A 13,497-nucleotide genomic window follows, 5' to 3' on the forward strand; every position below is an offset into this window, starting at 1 on the left:
CAGTTTTTGTACAATTGAATTCGAAAAGCTTAGCGTTATGATTTTAAGTGCTCCTTTAAGTTTTTTCAGTAGAAATAAGTATATCTTCAAAGGAGTTTTTTACTGTTTTGGAAATTAATTTTCTGGAAGTCTATATGAAAAAAAGGCATTCGGTCTTTGGTATGAATAAAGATCTTGGGCGAAACTGGCTGCTGCTTAGAGGCTTGGCGCGTGAGTCGGCGCACTGGGGCGCTTTCGTTCCCCTTTTACAATCGACATTTCCGGATGCGCAAATAACGCTGCTGGATTTACCCGGCACCGGCTGTTTTCATCGGGAAGCCAGTCCATGCACAATCAAGGCGATAACCGACAGCCTTCGCCGTCATGCGCTGGATAAGGGGTTCATACAACAACCGGTAACGATTCTGGCTCTTTCGCTGGGAGCGATGGTCGCCTGGGAGTGGATGCGCAGCTATCCCGAAGATATTTGCGGCGCAGCCCTGATGAACACCAGCTTTGCAGATCTGAGCCCCTTTTATCAGCGGCTGCGCTGGCAAAGTTACGGAAAATTTGCCGCATTGGCGATGACGCATGACGTGCATAACCGGGAATCGGGAATCTTGCGGTTGACAAGCAACCGCCGATATATCGCCAGGGATGGTGAGTATTCCGCAAGCCAGTCGGTAACTGGCTTGACGCAGGATGAACAGATAATTCAAGCCTGGGAAAATATACAAAACAAACGCCCGATAAGCCTTAAAAACAGCTTCCGCCAGATTATAGCGGCAGCAAGCTATCGGCCCGGCGACATAAAACCGAAGCAGCCGGTCCTATTACTAAACGGACTAGGTGATCGCCTGGTGGCGCCGACCTGCTCAGCGGCAATACACAAAAAATGGCATCTGGAACTTCGCAGCCGTATCGGTGCAGGCCACGACCTGACTCTGGATGACGGCGCATGGGTGGCCTCGCAACTGAAAGATTGGGTAGCTGTCGAAGCAGGCAGCTGAAACTTAATGAAAACGTCATCAAACAGTTAACTTCCTGTAATAATTCAGGGGTATTTTGGTAATCGTCGAAACTTTTTGAAGCTGGCCAAAATGACAATACATTATCGTTCAATCTGGATTTCAGATACCCATCTTGGGACTAAAGGCTGCAAGGCCGAGCAGCTCAGAGATTTTCTTGACAACGTCGATTGCGACTACCTCTATCTGGTCGGTGATATTATCGATTTATGGAAATTCAAAACCGGCTTTTATTGGCCTGCCTTGCACAGCGACATCGTGCAACGGGTAATCGACAAGGCTAAAAAAGGCACCCGCGTCATCTATATACCCGGCAATCATGATGAACAGTTCCGCAAACATGCCGGGATACATTTCAACGGCATTGATATTCAGCTCAATGCGATTCACACCACCCAAGATGGCCGAAAGTTTCTGGTTCTGCATGGCGATGAGTTTGATAGCATCGTTTGTCACAATAAAAACCTGGCTTACATCGGCGGCGAAGCTTATGAAGTGTTGTTGGTCGTCAACCGCTGGCTTAATGTATTGCGCATTAAGATGGGCTTCAAATACTGGTCTATCTCGGCATTCTTAAAGCACAATGTTAAAAATATTGTCAGCTTTATGGATAACTACCAGCATATCCTGAGCCTGGAAGCACAAAAAAGACAGGTAGACGGTGTTATCTGCGGCCATATCCATCATGCCGATATTACCGAGATGGAATTCGGCAAAACCTACTGCAATTGCGGCGACTGGGTGGAGAGTTGCACCGCATTGGTCGAAGATGAGGCAGGGCAGATTGACGTTATTCGCTGGCTGGAAGAAAGTCATCAGTTGCTGGATCAACAGCTTGAGCCACAACCTGCGTATGCGAAAGTAGCGTAAGGTTGTCCGTAAGCCTTTTTAAACAACATTGTCACGAAATCTTAAACAAACGTTCATTTCTTTGTCACAGAAGAGTTTTACTCTTTGTCCGGAAGGCTAATGCTTTTCAGCCCTGCAAAATATCATAACCGACTTTTGTAGAACTTCCCTCAAGAGGATAAAGAAATGAAACTGCTCTATTTCATCCATAAATACGACGTTTTCATGTTCACCTGGCTGATCAACGCCAGAATGCACACCACCTTGACCAAGGCTAGCCGTTACCTGTCAAAAACCGGCGATGGCCAGCTGTATCTGGTCATCATAGGCTTGTTATATTGGGGCGAAGGCTTTGAAAGCCCATTTTTGCAAGCAGTTCTGTTGGCCTTTTTAATCGAAAGGCCGATTTATTTCGTGCTGAAAAACGGTCTGAGGCGCAATCGGCCGCAAGCTGCGTTACAAAACTTCCGCAGCATCATTACACCCTCGGATAAATTCAGTTTTCCATCCGGTCATACTTCCGCCGCTTTCATGATGGCGACGTTGCTTGGATATTATTTCCCCTCCTTGATGCTCCTGCTTTATTGCTGGGCGGCATTGGTCGGTTTCTCTCGCGTGGTACTGGGTGTGCATTTTCCGACCGATACGTTAGTAGGTGCCCTTTTGGGTATCAGCACCGCACTTTTCAGTTTGGGACAAATCGTAATATGAAAATTTTTTATGGCGTACAAGGTACCGGTAACGGTCACATCACCCGCGCGCGGGTCATGGCAAGAGAACTCTATGCCGCCGGAATTGACGTTACCTTTCAATTTACCGGCCGTCCTGCAGATAAGTATTTTGATATGGAGATATTTAACGGCTACCAATCGCGTACCGGCCTGACCTTTTGTACCGAGAAAGGTCAAGTCAATTATCTGAAAACGGCACGTGATGCCAAACCCATTACTTTTGTAAGAGATGTAAAGTCGCTGGATTTAGGCAGCTATGATCTGGTGATCAGCGATTTTGAACCGGTCACCGCCTGGGCGGCAAAAAACCGGAAGATACCGGTTTTAGGTATCGGCCATCAATATGCGTTTAATTATAAAATCCCCAGAGAAGGATCGGATCTTATCGCCGACCAAGTCATGAAGCATTTTGCCCCCACTGATGTGAGTGTCGGCTTGCACTGGCATCATTTCGGTCAACCTATATTGCCGCCGATTATCGATACGCCCGAAACGCCAAAAAGCATCATCAAAAACAAGATCATCGTATACCTGCCTTTCGAAGACCAGCATGAAGTCATCCGGCTGTTGTCGCCTTTCGACAACTTCGACTTTCATCTTTATTCGCCAGAACCGGAACTATCCAAATTCGATCATATCACCTGTAATCCGCTGTCACGCGCCGGTTTCCAGAAAGATTTATACAATTGTGCGGGCATTATCAGCAATGCCGGATTCGAACTGGCCAGTGAATCATTACAGATGGGAAAAAAAATTCTGGCGAAACCACTGCATGCGCAAATGGAACAAATTTCCAACGCCGCCGCCCTACAGCAGTTAGGTTACGGGCATATCATGCATGACCTGAGCAGTTCAGTTATTGAACACTGGCTGCATGACAACCACGCCGTTCAAATTACCTATCCCAATATCGCCAAAGTTTTGGTGCAATGGATACAGGACGGCATGCCTGAAATGGATACGGAGTTTATTGAAGCTATCTGGAATAAAGTGAATGTTTTGCGCATGGAACACTAGCTAATGACGCCCTAGCGAAAATAGAACCCAGACAGGTCTCAGGGTGCTTTAAATGTCTAGTCGCGGGGTGAATGGACACCCATCATCGGCCTTTTTCCCGATCGGTTACTACGGTATAGATAACATAAACTACAAAAATAACAGTTAAAATATAAATGATTGCTGACATATTTGTTTACCACCCTATAATGAATTTATAAATTATTTTGTCTTCATGTTTTAGTTTAACTGACCTTTTTGGCAAACCGTAAAAGCTTTATTAAGAATATTATACTGCTACCAGCCTACTCAAAAAATATAAAATTTAGTCATGCAAAATATCAGACTATGAAAAAATTTTATTCTCAGTATAAACCACGAAGAACACACAGAACACGAAGTTTTTAATGCAGTGAATTAATTGAATCATTCTCTTCGTGCTCTCTGTGGTAAATAATTTTTTCAGCCTAATGTGGATAATACTTTCATAGTCTCGTATGCAGTGCATAGCTTACTTGAGTTTTTAAGCTGTACTCTGAAAAATGAATCTTGTTAAATCCGTCCCTTAGTTTTTACATCCTGAATGTATAACTTATGCCTACCGATAACCGCCTGAAGCTCATATTGACGATAATTGTTATTGCAATTATCGCGGTTTTCAGCCTCGATCCCATTGCCCAAGAGCCGGATTACCATAATTTCGCCGACCAGCGTCGGCTCATCAATATAGCCAATTTTTTCAATGTACTATCCAATTTACCGTTCGTCATTATCGGCATCCTCGGTATGCGACTGGTCGGGTTACGGCAGGCATCAGGGGGATTAGTAGAGTTGCAGTCCATCTATTTGACGTTTTTTGCCGGGGTATTTCTAAACGGTTTCGGTTCTGCCCATTATCACTACCAGCCCGGAAATCAATCCCTGTTTTGGGATCGACTGCCAATGACAATCGCCTTTATGTCGCTGTTTTGCGCCGTTGTCGGCGAATATATTTCGACCCAATTGGCTGGCAAATTATTTATCCCTTTGCTGATAACGGGCGTTACTTCAGTCAACTACTGGTACCTGACCGAACTGAATGGCCACGGCGATTTACGCGCTTATGCGCTTATGCGCTTATGCGCTTATGCGCTGGTACAGTTTTTACCGCTTGTGCTGATACCGCTAATTCTGTAGCAGTTTGACTCAAGATTGAACGGAGACAACTATATTTGGTGGGTTATCGGGGCTTATGGTATTTCGAAGTTCATGGAGTTATTCGATACTCAGCTCTATCGTACTTTTGGCCTGCTCAGCGGACACTCGCTAAAACACTTGATTGCCGCATTCGGGACGTTAATTTTTTATTGGGCATTACAACAGCGGCGTTTATCCTAAAAAATAGGCATAAAAAAAGGTGCGTCGAAATCGACACACCTTTTTGACAGCGGATAATAGAAAAATTAAGCTTTTACCGCATCGGCAATTTCATTAAACGCTTCAATTCTTGTTTTACCGCTCTTGATCATATCGACACCTATATCGACGATCATTTTGCAAAGCCCTGGCGTTTTGTAAACAATCAAACCTAGATAACCAACCGCAGGAATGGCAATAAAAGCCGCAATAAAACCGTTAAGACCAACAACTCCCATCAGCTTTATAAGCAATACAACGGCATCCAAAGGCAGTAAGACCATGGCGCCAAAATAGACTATTACCATGAATATGGATACCACAAAAACTACAAACTGAAGTAGCCTGACCAACGCAACGTTAATTTTTTTCATATTACTTTCACAACCTGATTGAACTTTAAGGAGTCTTTTTAGTCAAAAAATGACTCCTGACCCTAGTATGTTGTCAAAAAAACCGCTTTTTGAAGCGCTAAATTATACCTTAACACCGTCAAAGTAATTCATTTTTTTCGGCTTGCTCTTTACGAAGAAACAAACGATATAGAATTGAACCTGCAATAAAGCCGCCTAAATGCGCCCACCAAGCCACATCAATAGCGGCAACATCCTTAAACAACATTGCAGTGGTTGCGCTATGTAATTGAACCAAGACCCACAAACCTAAAAAAGCAACGGCCGGAACATGAATGACTATCGGTAAAAACAATATAGGAATCCACACCACAACGCGTTCAAGCGGATATAAAAAGAAATAAGCCGCCAATACACCGGCTATCGCACCCGATGCACCGACAACGGGAATGGCAAGGTTCGGATCGAAAAACCACTGCAAAAAAGTAGCCAACAAACCGCACATCAAGTAAAAAATCAAAAAAGGAAAGCGCCCCATCCTGTCTTCTACATTATCGCCAAAGATCCATAAAAACCACATATTCATGATCAGGTGCAGCCAGTTTCCGTGCAAAAACAGGCTGGTCAAAAAAGACAAATAGCCATCGAAAGGCAAGCCATAATACTGTTTTGTATAGCGAATAGGCACCATGCCGTAAAGATTAATAAGCCGCAAACTTAACTGATCGGGCATCAATTTCATCGACACAAAAATAATAATGCAAACCGCCATTATCCCCCACGTAACTAAAGGCCTTGAATAGCAGGGTGCTGTATCTCTAATGGGTATCATGGTTTTTCCTGATCTCTGTAGACGGGATGTTATTCCTGCTTTTAACCTAGCTTAAAAGCTAAAAAAGCGATTTGCAATGAATAGTTATTTAATCATAACCTTGATCGCAAAAAGTCTATAATGCATAGTTAAATTGCTTCCTATCACCCTTGCGCTTTAGCAACCACTAAAAGATTCATGCACTCAAATCCAATAGACAAAACGCCATCATTTTCGAGCCTATCGCTAGATGAACAACTGCTTTCGGCCGTAAAAAAAATGGGCTTTGAACAGCCTACGCCGGTCCAACTACAAGCGATTCCCCTTGTTCTGGATCATAAGGACCTGCTGGTCAGCGCCGAAACCGGCAGTGGCAAAACCGCCGCATTCTTGCTACCTACCCTGCAGCACCTGCTAAGTCTGTCCTCCGGAAAAGCCGGCACACGGGCTTTGGTATTGACGCCAACCCGCGAACTAGCTCAGCAGATTTTTAAGCACTGCCAACAATTGACCGAATTTACCGACCTGAAAACAGGCCTGATTACCGGCGGCGATGATTTTAGGCTCCAGCAAAACATGCTGCGCAGAAATACGGACATTGTTATTGCCACCCCAGGCAGAGTTCTGGAGTTGATGGAGCAGGAGATACCGGACTTTAGCAACCTGGAAGTGCTGATATTGGATGAAGCCGATCGCATGCTGGACATGGGATTTAGTGAAGACGTACTGACTATTGCCAATAGCTGCAATGCACAACGACAAACCCTGCTATTTTCTGCTACCTTGACCCATTTTGGCGTTATCAAAATGGCTGACAAGGTGTTAAAAGACCATAAAGTCGTTGCTTTAAATACCCTACATGACGGACACCGCAATATTGAGCAGCAAATTGTTCTGGCCGACGACAATGATCACAAACTAAAATTATTGACCTGGCTATTACAAAATGAGACCTATAACAAGGCGCTGGTGTTCACCAATAGCCGGATCCAGGCGGACATCCTGCGCGGACCGCTACAAGGACAAAAACTCCGTGTCGGTGTGCTGCATGGCGAAATGGATCAAAAAGATCGCAACCGAATGATGGAATTATTCCGCGATGGTGAAGTCAAGATCATGCTGGCTACCGATCTTGCCGCGCGTGGCCTGGACATCAAGGGTATCAATCTGGTTATCAATTTTGATGTCCCGAGAAACGGGATCAATTATATACATCGCATAGGCCGAACAGGTCGGGTCGATGAACTGGGCTTAACAATTGCGCTGGTAAAACACACCGAGTGGAATTTAATGTCCGGCATTGAGCGTTTTTTGAAACAGAAATTCAAACACCGTCGCATCAAAGAACTGGAAGGTAAATATAAAGGCCCTAAAAAACTTAAGGCTTCGGGAAAGGCAACCGGCGGCAAAAATAAAATAGAACCTAAAAAAGCCGCCGTCGAAAAAGTCAAGCTACGGGACAGGGACAAGAAGAATGTCGGTAAAAGGCGTGTACCGACAGTTAAACCGGACGTAGACGTTAACCAGGTATAAAAAAAGGCCCCATTCGTCATGCGAATGGGGCCTTTTCTTTATTTTAACTATCTGACTTAAGCTATTAAGAAAGCTTGGCTATAACCTGTTTAACCAAGTTGTCCGGCTTAAAAGGCTTTACGATATAAGAGGTTATTCCTGCCATAATAGCTTCTTTTACCTTATCACCTTCAGACGAAGACGTCAGCATTATCCACGGTGGAGTTTGCATTTTGACATCGTCTTTTACTGCCTTATACAAATCAAGCCCACTCATGCCGGGCATATTCCAATCACATACCACGATATTAATTTTTATCTTCCGCATCATTTGCAATGCTTCTCCTCCACCCGGAGCATCAAAAACGTGGGTAAATCCGGCTTCTCGCAGAATAGCTTTAGTCAATGTGCGCATTGAGGCTGCATCATCGACAATCAGAATTTTTTTCTGTAACAATTCTTGTGACATTTCCATTTTTATTCCAACGTATACTTATTATGAGCACTGCAGCACTTAATCGGCGCATTCTACAAGAACTCGAGGTATCCGACAACAGATTGCAAGAATAATGTTAACTATCCGACTATTTACGAAAAAAAAGGTTAATAATTAGTGTCAAGATGATACTAACAACCAGCATAGAGGTAATCGGAATAAAAACAAACCGTTGCTCACCCTCAATACGTATATCGCCGGGCAATCTACCAAACCAGCCAATCAGCCAAGGCGCATAACTAACCGCAAGTCCGATAACCACCAAAACAACACCAATCACCGCCAGTAATTTTCCGAGTGCCATTTGTAGCCTCCATTATTAGGTTAATGCACAGCTAACAAGAAAAACTCCGTTAAGGTAAAATACTATACATCCACACACCGCCACCCGCAAAACAATCGGTTCTGTAACAGGAACCTATCGGAATACATTACATGCTAAGAATCACTGAACTTAAACTCCCTCTCGATCACACGGAAAACGAACTCAAAACTGCAATACTTGATCGGCTCGGTATCAGCACAGAAGAACTCATCACTTACACCCTATTCCGTCAAGGTTTTGATGCGCGCAAACGCAATGCAATTCTGCTGGTTTACACGATTGATGTCGATGTCACCAACGAACAGGCGATTCTTGACCGTTTATCAGACGATCCGCACATCGCCTTAACGCCGGACAGCAGTTATCGCTTTGTAACCCATGCGCCAAAAGATCTGATGCAACGTCCTGTAATCATCGGCACCGGGCCGTGCGGGCTATTTGCCGGTTTGATTCTAGCGCAAATGGGCTTTCGACCCATCATTCTGGAACGGGGAAAAGAAGTGCGGGAACGAACCAAAGACACCTTCGGTCTTTGGCGCAAGGGCCTGTTTAACCCTGAGTCCAATGTGCAGTTTGGCGAAGGCGGTGCCGGTACCTTTTCTGATGGCAAGCTTTATACCCAGATCAAGGATCCGAATCACTATGGACGAAAAGTCCTCAATGAGCTGGTCAAAGCCGGTGCACCTGATGAAATTCTTCATGTCAGCAAACCTCATATCGGTACTTTCAAACTGGTAACCGTGGTTGAGCAGATACGCGCAACTATCGAATCATTAGGTGGCGAAATCCGCTTCCAAAGCCGAGTTGACGACATTATTATCGATAACGGCCAAGTATGCGGCGTGGTACTCGCCAATGGTGAAACCATCCAAAGCAATTATGTCATACTGGCAGTAGGACATAGTGCACGCGACACCTTCAAAATGCTTTATAACCGAGGCGTTTATATTGAAGCCAAAGCTTTTTCCATCGGCTTTCGTATAGAACATCCGCAATCACTGATCGACAGTTGCCGCTTTGGCAGCAACGCCGGTCATCCATTACTGGGCGCTGCCGATTACAAACTGGTTCATCACTGTAGCAACGGACGTTCCGTGTACAGTTTTTGCATGTGTCCCGGAGGCACCGTGGTGGCAGCAACCTCTGAATCTGGGCACGTGGTCACCAACGGCATGAGCCAATACTCGCGCAACGAGCGCAACGCTAACAGCGGCATCGTCGTCGGTATTACGCCTGACGATTATCCCGGACATCCGTTGGCGGGCATCGATTTCCAACGCCGACTGGAAGCGGGTGCCTTTAAATTGGGCGGAGAAACCTACGAAGCGCCGGGGCAACTGGTTGGCGACTTTCTCGCTAAGCAACCTTCTTCACAGCTGGGTACGGTGCAACCCTCCTACACGCCGGGCGTGCATTTATGCGATCTCAGTTCGGCGTTGCCGGATTATGCAATAGCCGCAATACGCGAAGCGATACCGGATTTTGATAAAAAAATAAAGGGCTTTGCGATGAACGACGCGGTATTGACCGGTGTCGAAACCCGCACCTCATCGCCTATTCGCATCAAACGGAACGAGCATTATCAGAGTCTGAATATCAAAGGATTGTATCCGGCCGGTGAAGGCGCCGGCTATGCGGGCGGGATTCTTTCTGCGGCGGTGGATGGCATCAAAGTTGCGGAAGCATTGGCTTTGGATATGAGCAAATAAATGCCGTGTGTAGCGTGTTGATTTTTACCAATGGAAAAGCTACGACGAAGCCTTTATCTGCGTCATTATACTTTTTCTCGCACATCGAAATTCGGCACCTACTGTCTCGTGTATGTTTAACAGCGCTGAGATCCATGAGCTTGGATCGTTACCACTCAAGTCTGCGCGGGATAAGATACATCCCGCGCAGACCGCGTGTGCGGTAGCGTACAGACCGCGCCTGATATTGAGTTTAATCTGTTTCTCAGTTAGTGAAACAAGGAGCGGAGATTTATCGCAACACAGTCTCCTTAGCTCAAATAACATCGCATAATTGCCATGATTTGAAACACAAGTTGATACAAATCAGCATAAAAACACTAATCAACAATAAAAAGAAAAACATGAAAACTAAAGACGAATACATAGAAAGTCTGGCAGCAGAATTAAAACAGTGAAGCGCTCAGATTGACCTCTTGACTGCCAAGACGGAAAACGCAGCAGCACAGGCGAAACTCAAATACGCTGAAGAGCTCGACGTGTTACTGACTAAACAGCATGAAGCCACTGAAAAGATGAACGAGTTGACAGAAGCCAGTGGCAATGCATGGGAAACGGTCAAAGAAAGTGCGGATAAGATCTGGGATGAGCTTAGAGTCGGTCTAGCCGACGCCGCTTCAAAATTCAAGTAAGCCACATTACCGGATGGCAGGATTAGGGGGATCACCGACAGCAGTCCTAGCTGGATGCAGACCTCGTTCTATGTTGCCGCCACGTTATTTTTAACTTAAGGAGAACTTTTATGAATATTGCAATCCAACCCTTATTGGCCCTTGTGATAGGGATTTTAATTCTGCTCGTGCCGAGATTTTTAAACTATTTCGTGGCCGTATATTTGATTGTCGTGGGTGTCATGGGACTAATGCATCAATAGCTGTAGATGAAAGGCAGGCCCAAGGATCAAAATTAGGCCATTTTGGAATGGTTTTCAGTTTAACGTTCTTTTTCTAAGGAGAATTATTATGTCAATTGGTACAATCTTACTCGTCATTCTTATCCTGATGCTCATTGGCGTTATTCCAGCGTGGCCACATAGCCGAGGATGGGGTTATGGACCTAGCGGCGGACTCGGCTTGATACTGATCATTTTACTGATTTTGCTCGTATTGGGCATAATCTAGCCGATAGATAATACTTATACTGTCTGCACCCTGTGTATAAAACGGCTTCTAACGTAAACCGGGACAGTTGAAACCCTTGTGGGAGCGACGTCGCAATGATGTCATCGCTCCCATATCGAGATAACATCAGTTCTATCAAAGCTTAAAGGGGTATCCCAGCTTAAGTTAGAAGCCCTTTGCAAGACTCTCCTGAACACAAGCTCGAACGGCTTAAGTCAACAACAGCAATACGCCTTTATTTTTCAATGTCTGCCAGTCAAATCGCAAGTTATCACCGAGGGCGGGATTGACGTATAGGAATTTTGCCCGGCGCTTCCTGTTGATAGTAGGATTTCATCATCCAGGCGATGGACAAACCCGTGTATAAGGTTCGGGCAGAGGCTATGAGATTCAATACAACCCTCAAGGGTGAAGTCCCGACAGTTTGCGGCTTAACTACAGAACTACGGGATTTTGGGGGGTGGCGCTTGGTGAGTTCGCCAATGATAAATCCGATGCCGCCCGCCAGCAGCAAAGTTGCCGGAGCGGCCAGCTGTCGATGTATCTTCCTGATCAGCGTAGCGGTGCGGATATCGATTCCCTGTTGCCGACTTAACAACTGTCGCTCTGTATCTCTGATTTGAACAGCTAGTGTCTTGGGTTTAAGGTCGATTGCCATCAGGATTTCTCCTTCTTACCCTGCCCGTGAGGCATCGGCCGAAGACTGCGGAGGGTGGAGGGAAATTGTAAATAACGACTTTTGCGACGGATCACACCACAGAGGACCAACGCAAGTAACAAATTGAAAACGATGGCAAGCAGTATGGCATTGCTTGCCACGACGCCATGATCTATCAGTATTAGCACCGCGACGGCTAAAAGCCCGAACCACGCACCGCTCAGCAACAAGGCTGTCATCACTCCCGCCATAATCATGGCCACCAGACTCATGCCCGCACGCTGTGTTTCCAGCGCGACGAGCCGGAAACGATCATGGCCCTGCTCACGCAGTTCACGCCATAGCAATTGAACATCTGCCAGAACACCGGAATCTTTTATCGAGCCTCCGGGCTCTGAATTTTTCCCCAGAGCCTCATCATTTACGGCTTTTGGATCCATGCTATTTGCTGGTTTAACGTCCACTTAAAAAACGGTTAAGCAGAAAGCCTGCCGCTACGGCGATGCCCAGCGATGTTATCGGGTTATCGTTAATATAACTGCGGCAACAGTCCACCATCTGCTGCTCGGCATTTTTCAGTTGCTCATCTTTTTCGCCAATGGCTTCAGCGGCCTGATTGGCCGCGCTGGCGATCTGATCGACAACGTGATGTGCGGAACTGGATGCTTTGTCTATAGATTCCATAATGACTCCTTCTTTATTTTGAACTGCCGGTCACCCGGTCGGTCGAACATCCACAGGTCAAGCGGCTCAGCACAAAGCCGCCCGCTACGGCAATGCCCAATGACATTATGGGATGGTCGCGGACATAACCACGACAGTTCCCCATTAATTGCTGCTCGGCATTTTTCAATTGTTCTCCTTTTTCGCCAAGCGCTTCGGCGGCTTGATTGGTCGCACTGGCGATCTTATCAACAGCCTCATGTGCCGAATGTGATACGTTGTCTATTGTTTCCATGATGGTTGCCTCTGTAATTTGAGCCGCATGTCATTAACGGTATTCAGGTTTATGATAGTTGACTGTTTTTTGGACTAACGTCGGCTTAATAAGCGACCCAGAACAAAACCGACCGCTGCCGTGATACCCAGCGACGTTAAGGGATGGTCTCGGACATATCCCCGGCAATTTTTCATCATATGCTGCTCGACAGTTATCAGTTGTTCTCCTTTTTCGCCAAGCACTTCGGCGGCTCGATTGGTCGTACTGGCGACCTTGTCAAAAGTTTCATGTGCTAAATTAACTGCTTTGTCTGTAATGTCCATAATGATTTCCTCGCTTATTTAAGGTGCATGTCATTCACGCCCTTGACGCTACGTGCAATGCCAACTGCTGTTTATGTCAGCCTATGAATTCAAAAATCCGTTTAATTATTGAACCACGCCTTTGAAGGTTTAAATATTGATCTTACCGAATCTCAGGTTGGGCTCATTAGAATAACGCCGACTTAATGTTAGTGATGATGACGCTGTCTTCACCTACTCTTAGGCTCCCTCG

19 protein-coding genes are annotated in these 13,497 nt (G+C 45.7%); 10 read left to right on the forward strand and 9 right to left on the reverse strand.

Features of this window, described 5'->3' with window-relative positions:
- Positions 1-161 precede the first annotated feature (161 nt).
- From RW114_RS12050 to RW114_RS12070, 5 genes are all read left to right on the forward strand, one after another.
- Positions 162-989, forward strand: coding sequence for an alpha/beta fold hydrolase (locus tag RW114_RS12050; protein WP_340123005.1), 828 nt, complete (start codon positions 162-164; stop codon positions 987-989).
- Between the two features lie 90 nt (positions 990-1,079).
- A complete protein-coding gene (locus tag RW114_RS12055) occupies positions 1,080-1,877 on the forward strand; it encodes a UDP-2,3-diacylglucosamine diphosphatase (protein ID WP_340123006.1) in 798 nt (265 codons plus the stop codon).
- A gap of 165 nt (positions 1,878-2,042) precedes the next feature.
- Positions 2,043-2,567, forward strand: coding sequence for a phosphatase PAP2 family protein (locus RW114_RS12060; RefSeq protein WP_340123007.1), 525 nt, complete (start codon positions 2,043-2,045; stop codon positions 2,565-2,567).
- A complete protein-coding gene (locus tag RW114_RS12065; RefSeq protein WP_340123008.1) occupies positions 2,564-3,604 on the forward strand; it encodes an MJ1255/VC2487 family glycosyltransferase in 1,041 nt (346 codons plus the stop codon). Before RW114_RS12060 ends, RW114_RS12065 begins: the two co-directional genes overlap by 4 nt.
- Positions 3,605-4,177: 573 nt before the next feature.
- Positions 4,178-4,759: a ceramidase domain-containing protein gene (locus RW114_RS12070; RefSeq protein WP_340123009.1), complete on the forward strand. Its 582-nt coding sequence runs from the start codon at positions 4,178-4,180 to the stop codon at positions 4,757-4,759.
- Positions 4,760-5,025: 266 nt separating this feature from the next.
- On the opposite strand, the gene RW114_RS12075 is transcribed toward RW114_RS12070, so the two are convergent.
- Complete coding sequence (locus RW114_RS12075) at positions 5,026-5,352, reverse strand: hypothetical protein (RefSeq protein ID WP_340123010.1); 327 nt, start codon at positions 5,350-5,352, stop codon at positions 5,026-5,028.
- Between the two features lie 118 nt (positions 5,353-5,470).
- Positions 5,471-6,163 (reverse strand): rhomboid family intramembrane serine protease, encoded by a 693-nt coding sequence (locus tag RW114_RS12080; protein WP_340123011.1) that lies wholly within the window; start codon positions 6,161-6,163, stop codon positions 5,471-5,473.
- A 177-nt stretch (positions 6,164-6,340) separates the two neighbouring features.
- Between RW114_RS12080 and RW114_RS12085 the strand changes: the two genes are divergently transcribed.
- Entirely contained in the window at positions 6,341-7,675 is a 1,335-nt protein-coding gene (locus RW114_RS12085; RefSeq protein ID WP_340123012.1) for a DEAD/DEAH box helicase, read from the forward strand.
- Positions 7,676-7,739: 64 nt separating this feature from the next.
- Here the strand turns inward: RW114_RS12085 and RW114_RS12090 are convergent, their stop codons facing one another.
- Positions 7,740-8,129: a response regulator gene (locus RW114_RS12090; protein WP_340123013.1), complete on the reverse strand. Its 390-nt coding sequence runs from the start codon at positions 8,127-8,129 to the stop codon at positions 7,740-7,742.
- Between the two features lie 109 nt (positions 8,130-8,238).
- A complete protein-coding gene (locus RW114_RS12095; protein WP_340123014.1) occupies positions 8,239-8,454 on the reverse strand; it encodes a DUF2905 domain-containing protein in 216 nt (71 codons plus the stop codon).
- A gap of 131 nt (positions 8,455-8,585) precedes the next feature.
- Here RW114_RS12095 and RW114_RS12100 point away from each other — a divergent pair, with 131 nt between their 5' ends.
- The 4 genes from RW114_RS12100 to RW114_RS12115 all read left to right on the forward strand — a co-directional run bounded on the left by RW114_RS12100 (position 8,586) and on the right by RW114_RS12115 (position 11,344).
- Positions 8,586-10,184, forward strand: coding sequence for an NAD(P)/FAD-dependent oxidoreductase (locus RW114_RS12100; RefSeq protein ID WP_340123015.1), 1,599 nt, complete (start codon positions 8,586-8,588; stop codon positions 10,182-10,184).
- Positions 10,185-10,630: 446 nt separating this feature from the next.
- The gene (locus RW114_RS12105) at positions 10,631-10,855 is read left to right on the forward strand and encodes a sll1863 family stress response protein (protein ID WP_479687031.1); all 225 of its coding nucleotides are present in this window, start codon (positions 10,631-10,633) and stop codon (positions 10,853-10,855) included.
- Between the two features lie 110 nt (positions 10,856-10,965).
- Positions 10,966-11,097: a DUF3096 domain-containing protein gene (locus RW114_RS12110; protein ID WP_340123017.1), complete on the forward strand. Its 132-nt coding sequence runs from the start codon at positions 10,966-10,968 to the stop codon at positions 11,095-11,097.
- 88 nt (positions 11,098-11,185) lie between these two features.
- A complete protein-coding gene (locus RW114_RS12115) occupies positions 11,186-11,344 on the forward strand; it encodes a DUF3309 family protein (RefSeq protein ID WP_422614808.1) in 159 nt (52 codons plus the stop codon).
- Positions 11,345-11,615: 271 nt separating this feature from the next.
- On the opposite strand, the gene RW114_RS12120 is transcribed toward RW114_RS12115, so the two are convergent.
- The 5 genes from RW114_RS12120 to RW114_RS12140 form a co-directional block, all read right to left on the reverse strand.
- Positions 11,616-12,002, reverse strand: a complete 387-nt coding sequence (locus tag RW114_RS12120) for a hypothetical protein (RefSeq protein ID WP_340123018.1) — start codon at positions 12,000-12,002, stop codon at positions 11,616-11,618.
- Positions 12,002-12,442, reverse strand: a complete 441-nt coding sequence (locus RW114_RS12125; RefSeq protein ID WP_340123019.1) for a phage holin family protein — start codon at positions 12,440-12,442, stop codon at positions 12,002-12,004. The genes RW114_RS12120 and RW114_RS12125 overlap by 1 nt, the downstream gene beginning before the upstream one ends.
- Before the next feature lie 13 nt (positions 12,443-12,455).
- Entirely contained in the window at positions 12,456-12,686 is a 231-nt protein-coding gene (locus RW114_RS12130; RefSeq protein ID WP_340123020.1) for a DUF883 domain-containing protein, read from the reverse strand.
- A 13-nt stretch (positions 12,687-12,699) separates the two neighbouring features.
- A complete protein-coding gene (locus tag RW114_RS12135) occupies positions 12,700-12,960 on the reverse strand; it encodes an ElaB/YgaM/YqjD family protein (RefSeq protein WP_340123021.1) in 261 nt (86 codons plus the stop codon).
- A gap of 74 nt (positions 12,961-13,034) precedes the next feature.
- The gene (locus tag RW114_RS12140) at positions 13,035-13,265 is read right to left on the reverse strand and encodes an ElaB/YgaM/YqjD family protein (RefSeq protein WP_340123022.1); all 231 of its coding nucleotides are present in this window, start codon (positions 13,263-13,265) and stop codon (positions 13,035-13,037) included.
- Positions 13,266-13,497 lie beyond the last annotated feature (232 nt).

The organism is Methylobacter svalbardensis (assembly GCF_037671525.1).
Taxonomy (GTDB): domain Bacteria; phylum Pseudomonadota; class Gammaproteobacteria; order Methylococcales; family Methylomonadaceae; genus Methylobacter_A; species Methylobacter_A svalbardensis.

Excerpts from the sequence above, each read along its gene's own strand:
- RW114_RS12075 (WP_340123010.1), bottom strand. The coding sequence starts at position 5,352 with ATGAAAAAAATTAACGTTGCGTTGGTCAGGCTACTTCAGTTTGTAGTT.
- RW114_RS12125 (WP_340123019.1), bottom strand. The coding sequence starts at position 12,442 with ATGGATCCAAAAGCCGTAAATGATGAGGCTCTGGGGAAAAATTCAGAG.
- RW114_RS12050 (WP_340123005.1), top strand. The coding sequence starts at position 162 with ATGAATAAAGATCTTGGGCGAAACTGGCTGCTGCTTAGAGGCTTGGCG.
- RW114_RS12095 (WP_340123014.1), bottom strand. The coding sequence starts at position 8,454 with ATGGCACTCGGAAAATTACTGGCGGTGATTGGTGTTGTTTTGGTGGTT.
- RW114_RS12055 (WP_340123006.1), top strand. The coding sequence starts at position 1,080 with ATGACAATACATTATCGTTCAATCTGGATTTCAGATACCCATCTTGGG.
- RW114_RS12100 (WP_340123015.1), top strand. The coding sequence starts at position 8,586 with ATGCTAAGAATCACTGAACTTAAACTCCCTCTCGATCACACGGAAAAC.
- RW114_RS12080 (WP_340123011.1), bottom strand. The coding sequence starts at position 6,163 with ATGATACCCATTAGAGATACAGCACCCTGCTATTCAAGGCCTTTAGTT.
- RW114_RS12110 (WP_340123017.1), top strand. The coding sequence starts at position 10,966 with ATGAATATTGCAATCCAACCCTTATTGGCCCTTGTGATAGGGATTTTA.
- RW114_RS12140 (WP_340123022.1), bottom strand. The coding sequence starts at position 13,265 with ATGGACATTACAGACAAAGCAGTTAATTTAGCACATGAAACTTTTGAC.
- RW114_RS12115 (WP_422614808.1), top strand. The coding sequence starts at position 11,186 with ATGTCAATTGGTACAATCTTACTCGTCATTCTTATCCTGATGCTCATT.
- RW114_RS12085 (WP_340123012.1), top strand. The coding sequence starts at position 6,341 with ATGCACTCAAATCCAATAGACAAAACGCCATCATTTTCGAGCCTATCG.
- RW114_RS12130 (WP_340123020.1), bottom strand. The coding sequence starts at position 12,686 with ATGGAATCTATAGACAAAGCATCCAGTTCCGCACATCACGTTGTCGAT.
- RW114_RS12065 (WP_340123008.1), top strand. The coding sequence starts at position 2,564 with ATGAAAATTTTTTATGGCGTACAAGGTACCGGTAACGGTCACATCACC.
- RW114_RS12090 (WP_340123013.1), bottom strand. The coding sequence starts at position 8,129 with ATGGAAATGTCACAAGAATTGTTACAGAAAAAAATTCTGATTGTCGAT.
- RW114_RS12060 (WP_340123007.1), top strand. The coding sequence starts at position 2,043 with ATGAAACTGCTCTATTTCATCCATAAATACGACGTTTTCATGTTCACC.
- RW114_RS12135 (WP_340123021.1), bottom strand. The coding sequence starts at position 12,960 with ATGGAAACAATAGACAACGTATCACATTCGGCACATGAGGCTGTTGAT.
- RW114_RS12120 (WP_340123018.1), bottom strand. The coding sequence starts at position 12,002 with ATGGCAATCGACCTTAAACCCAAGACACTAGCTGTTCAAATCAGAGAT.
- RW114_RS12070 (WP_340123009.1), top strand. The coding sequence starts at position 4,178 with ATGCCTACCGATAACCGCCTGAAGCTCATATTGACGATAATTGTTATT.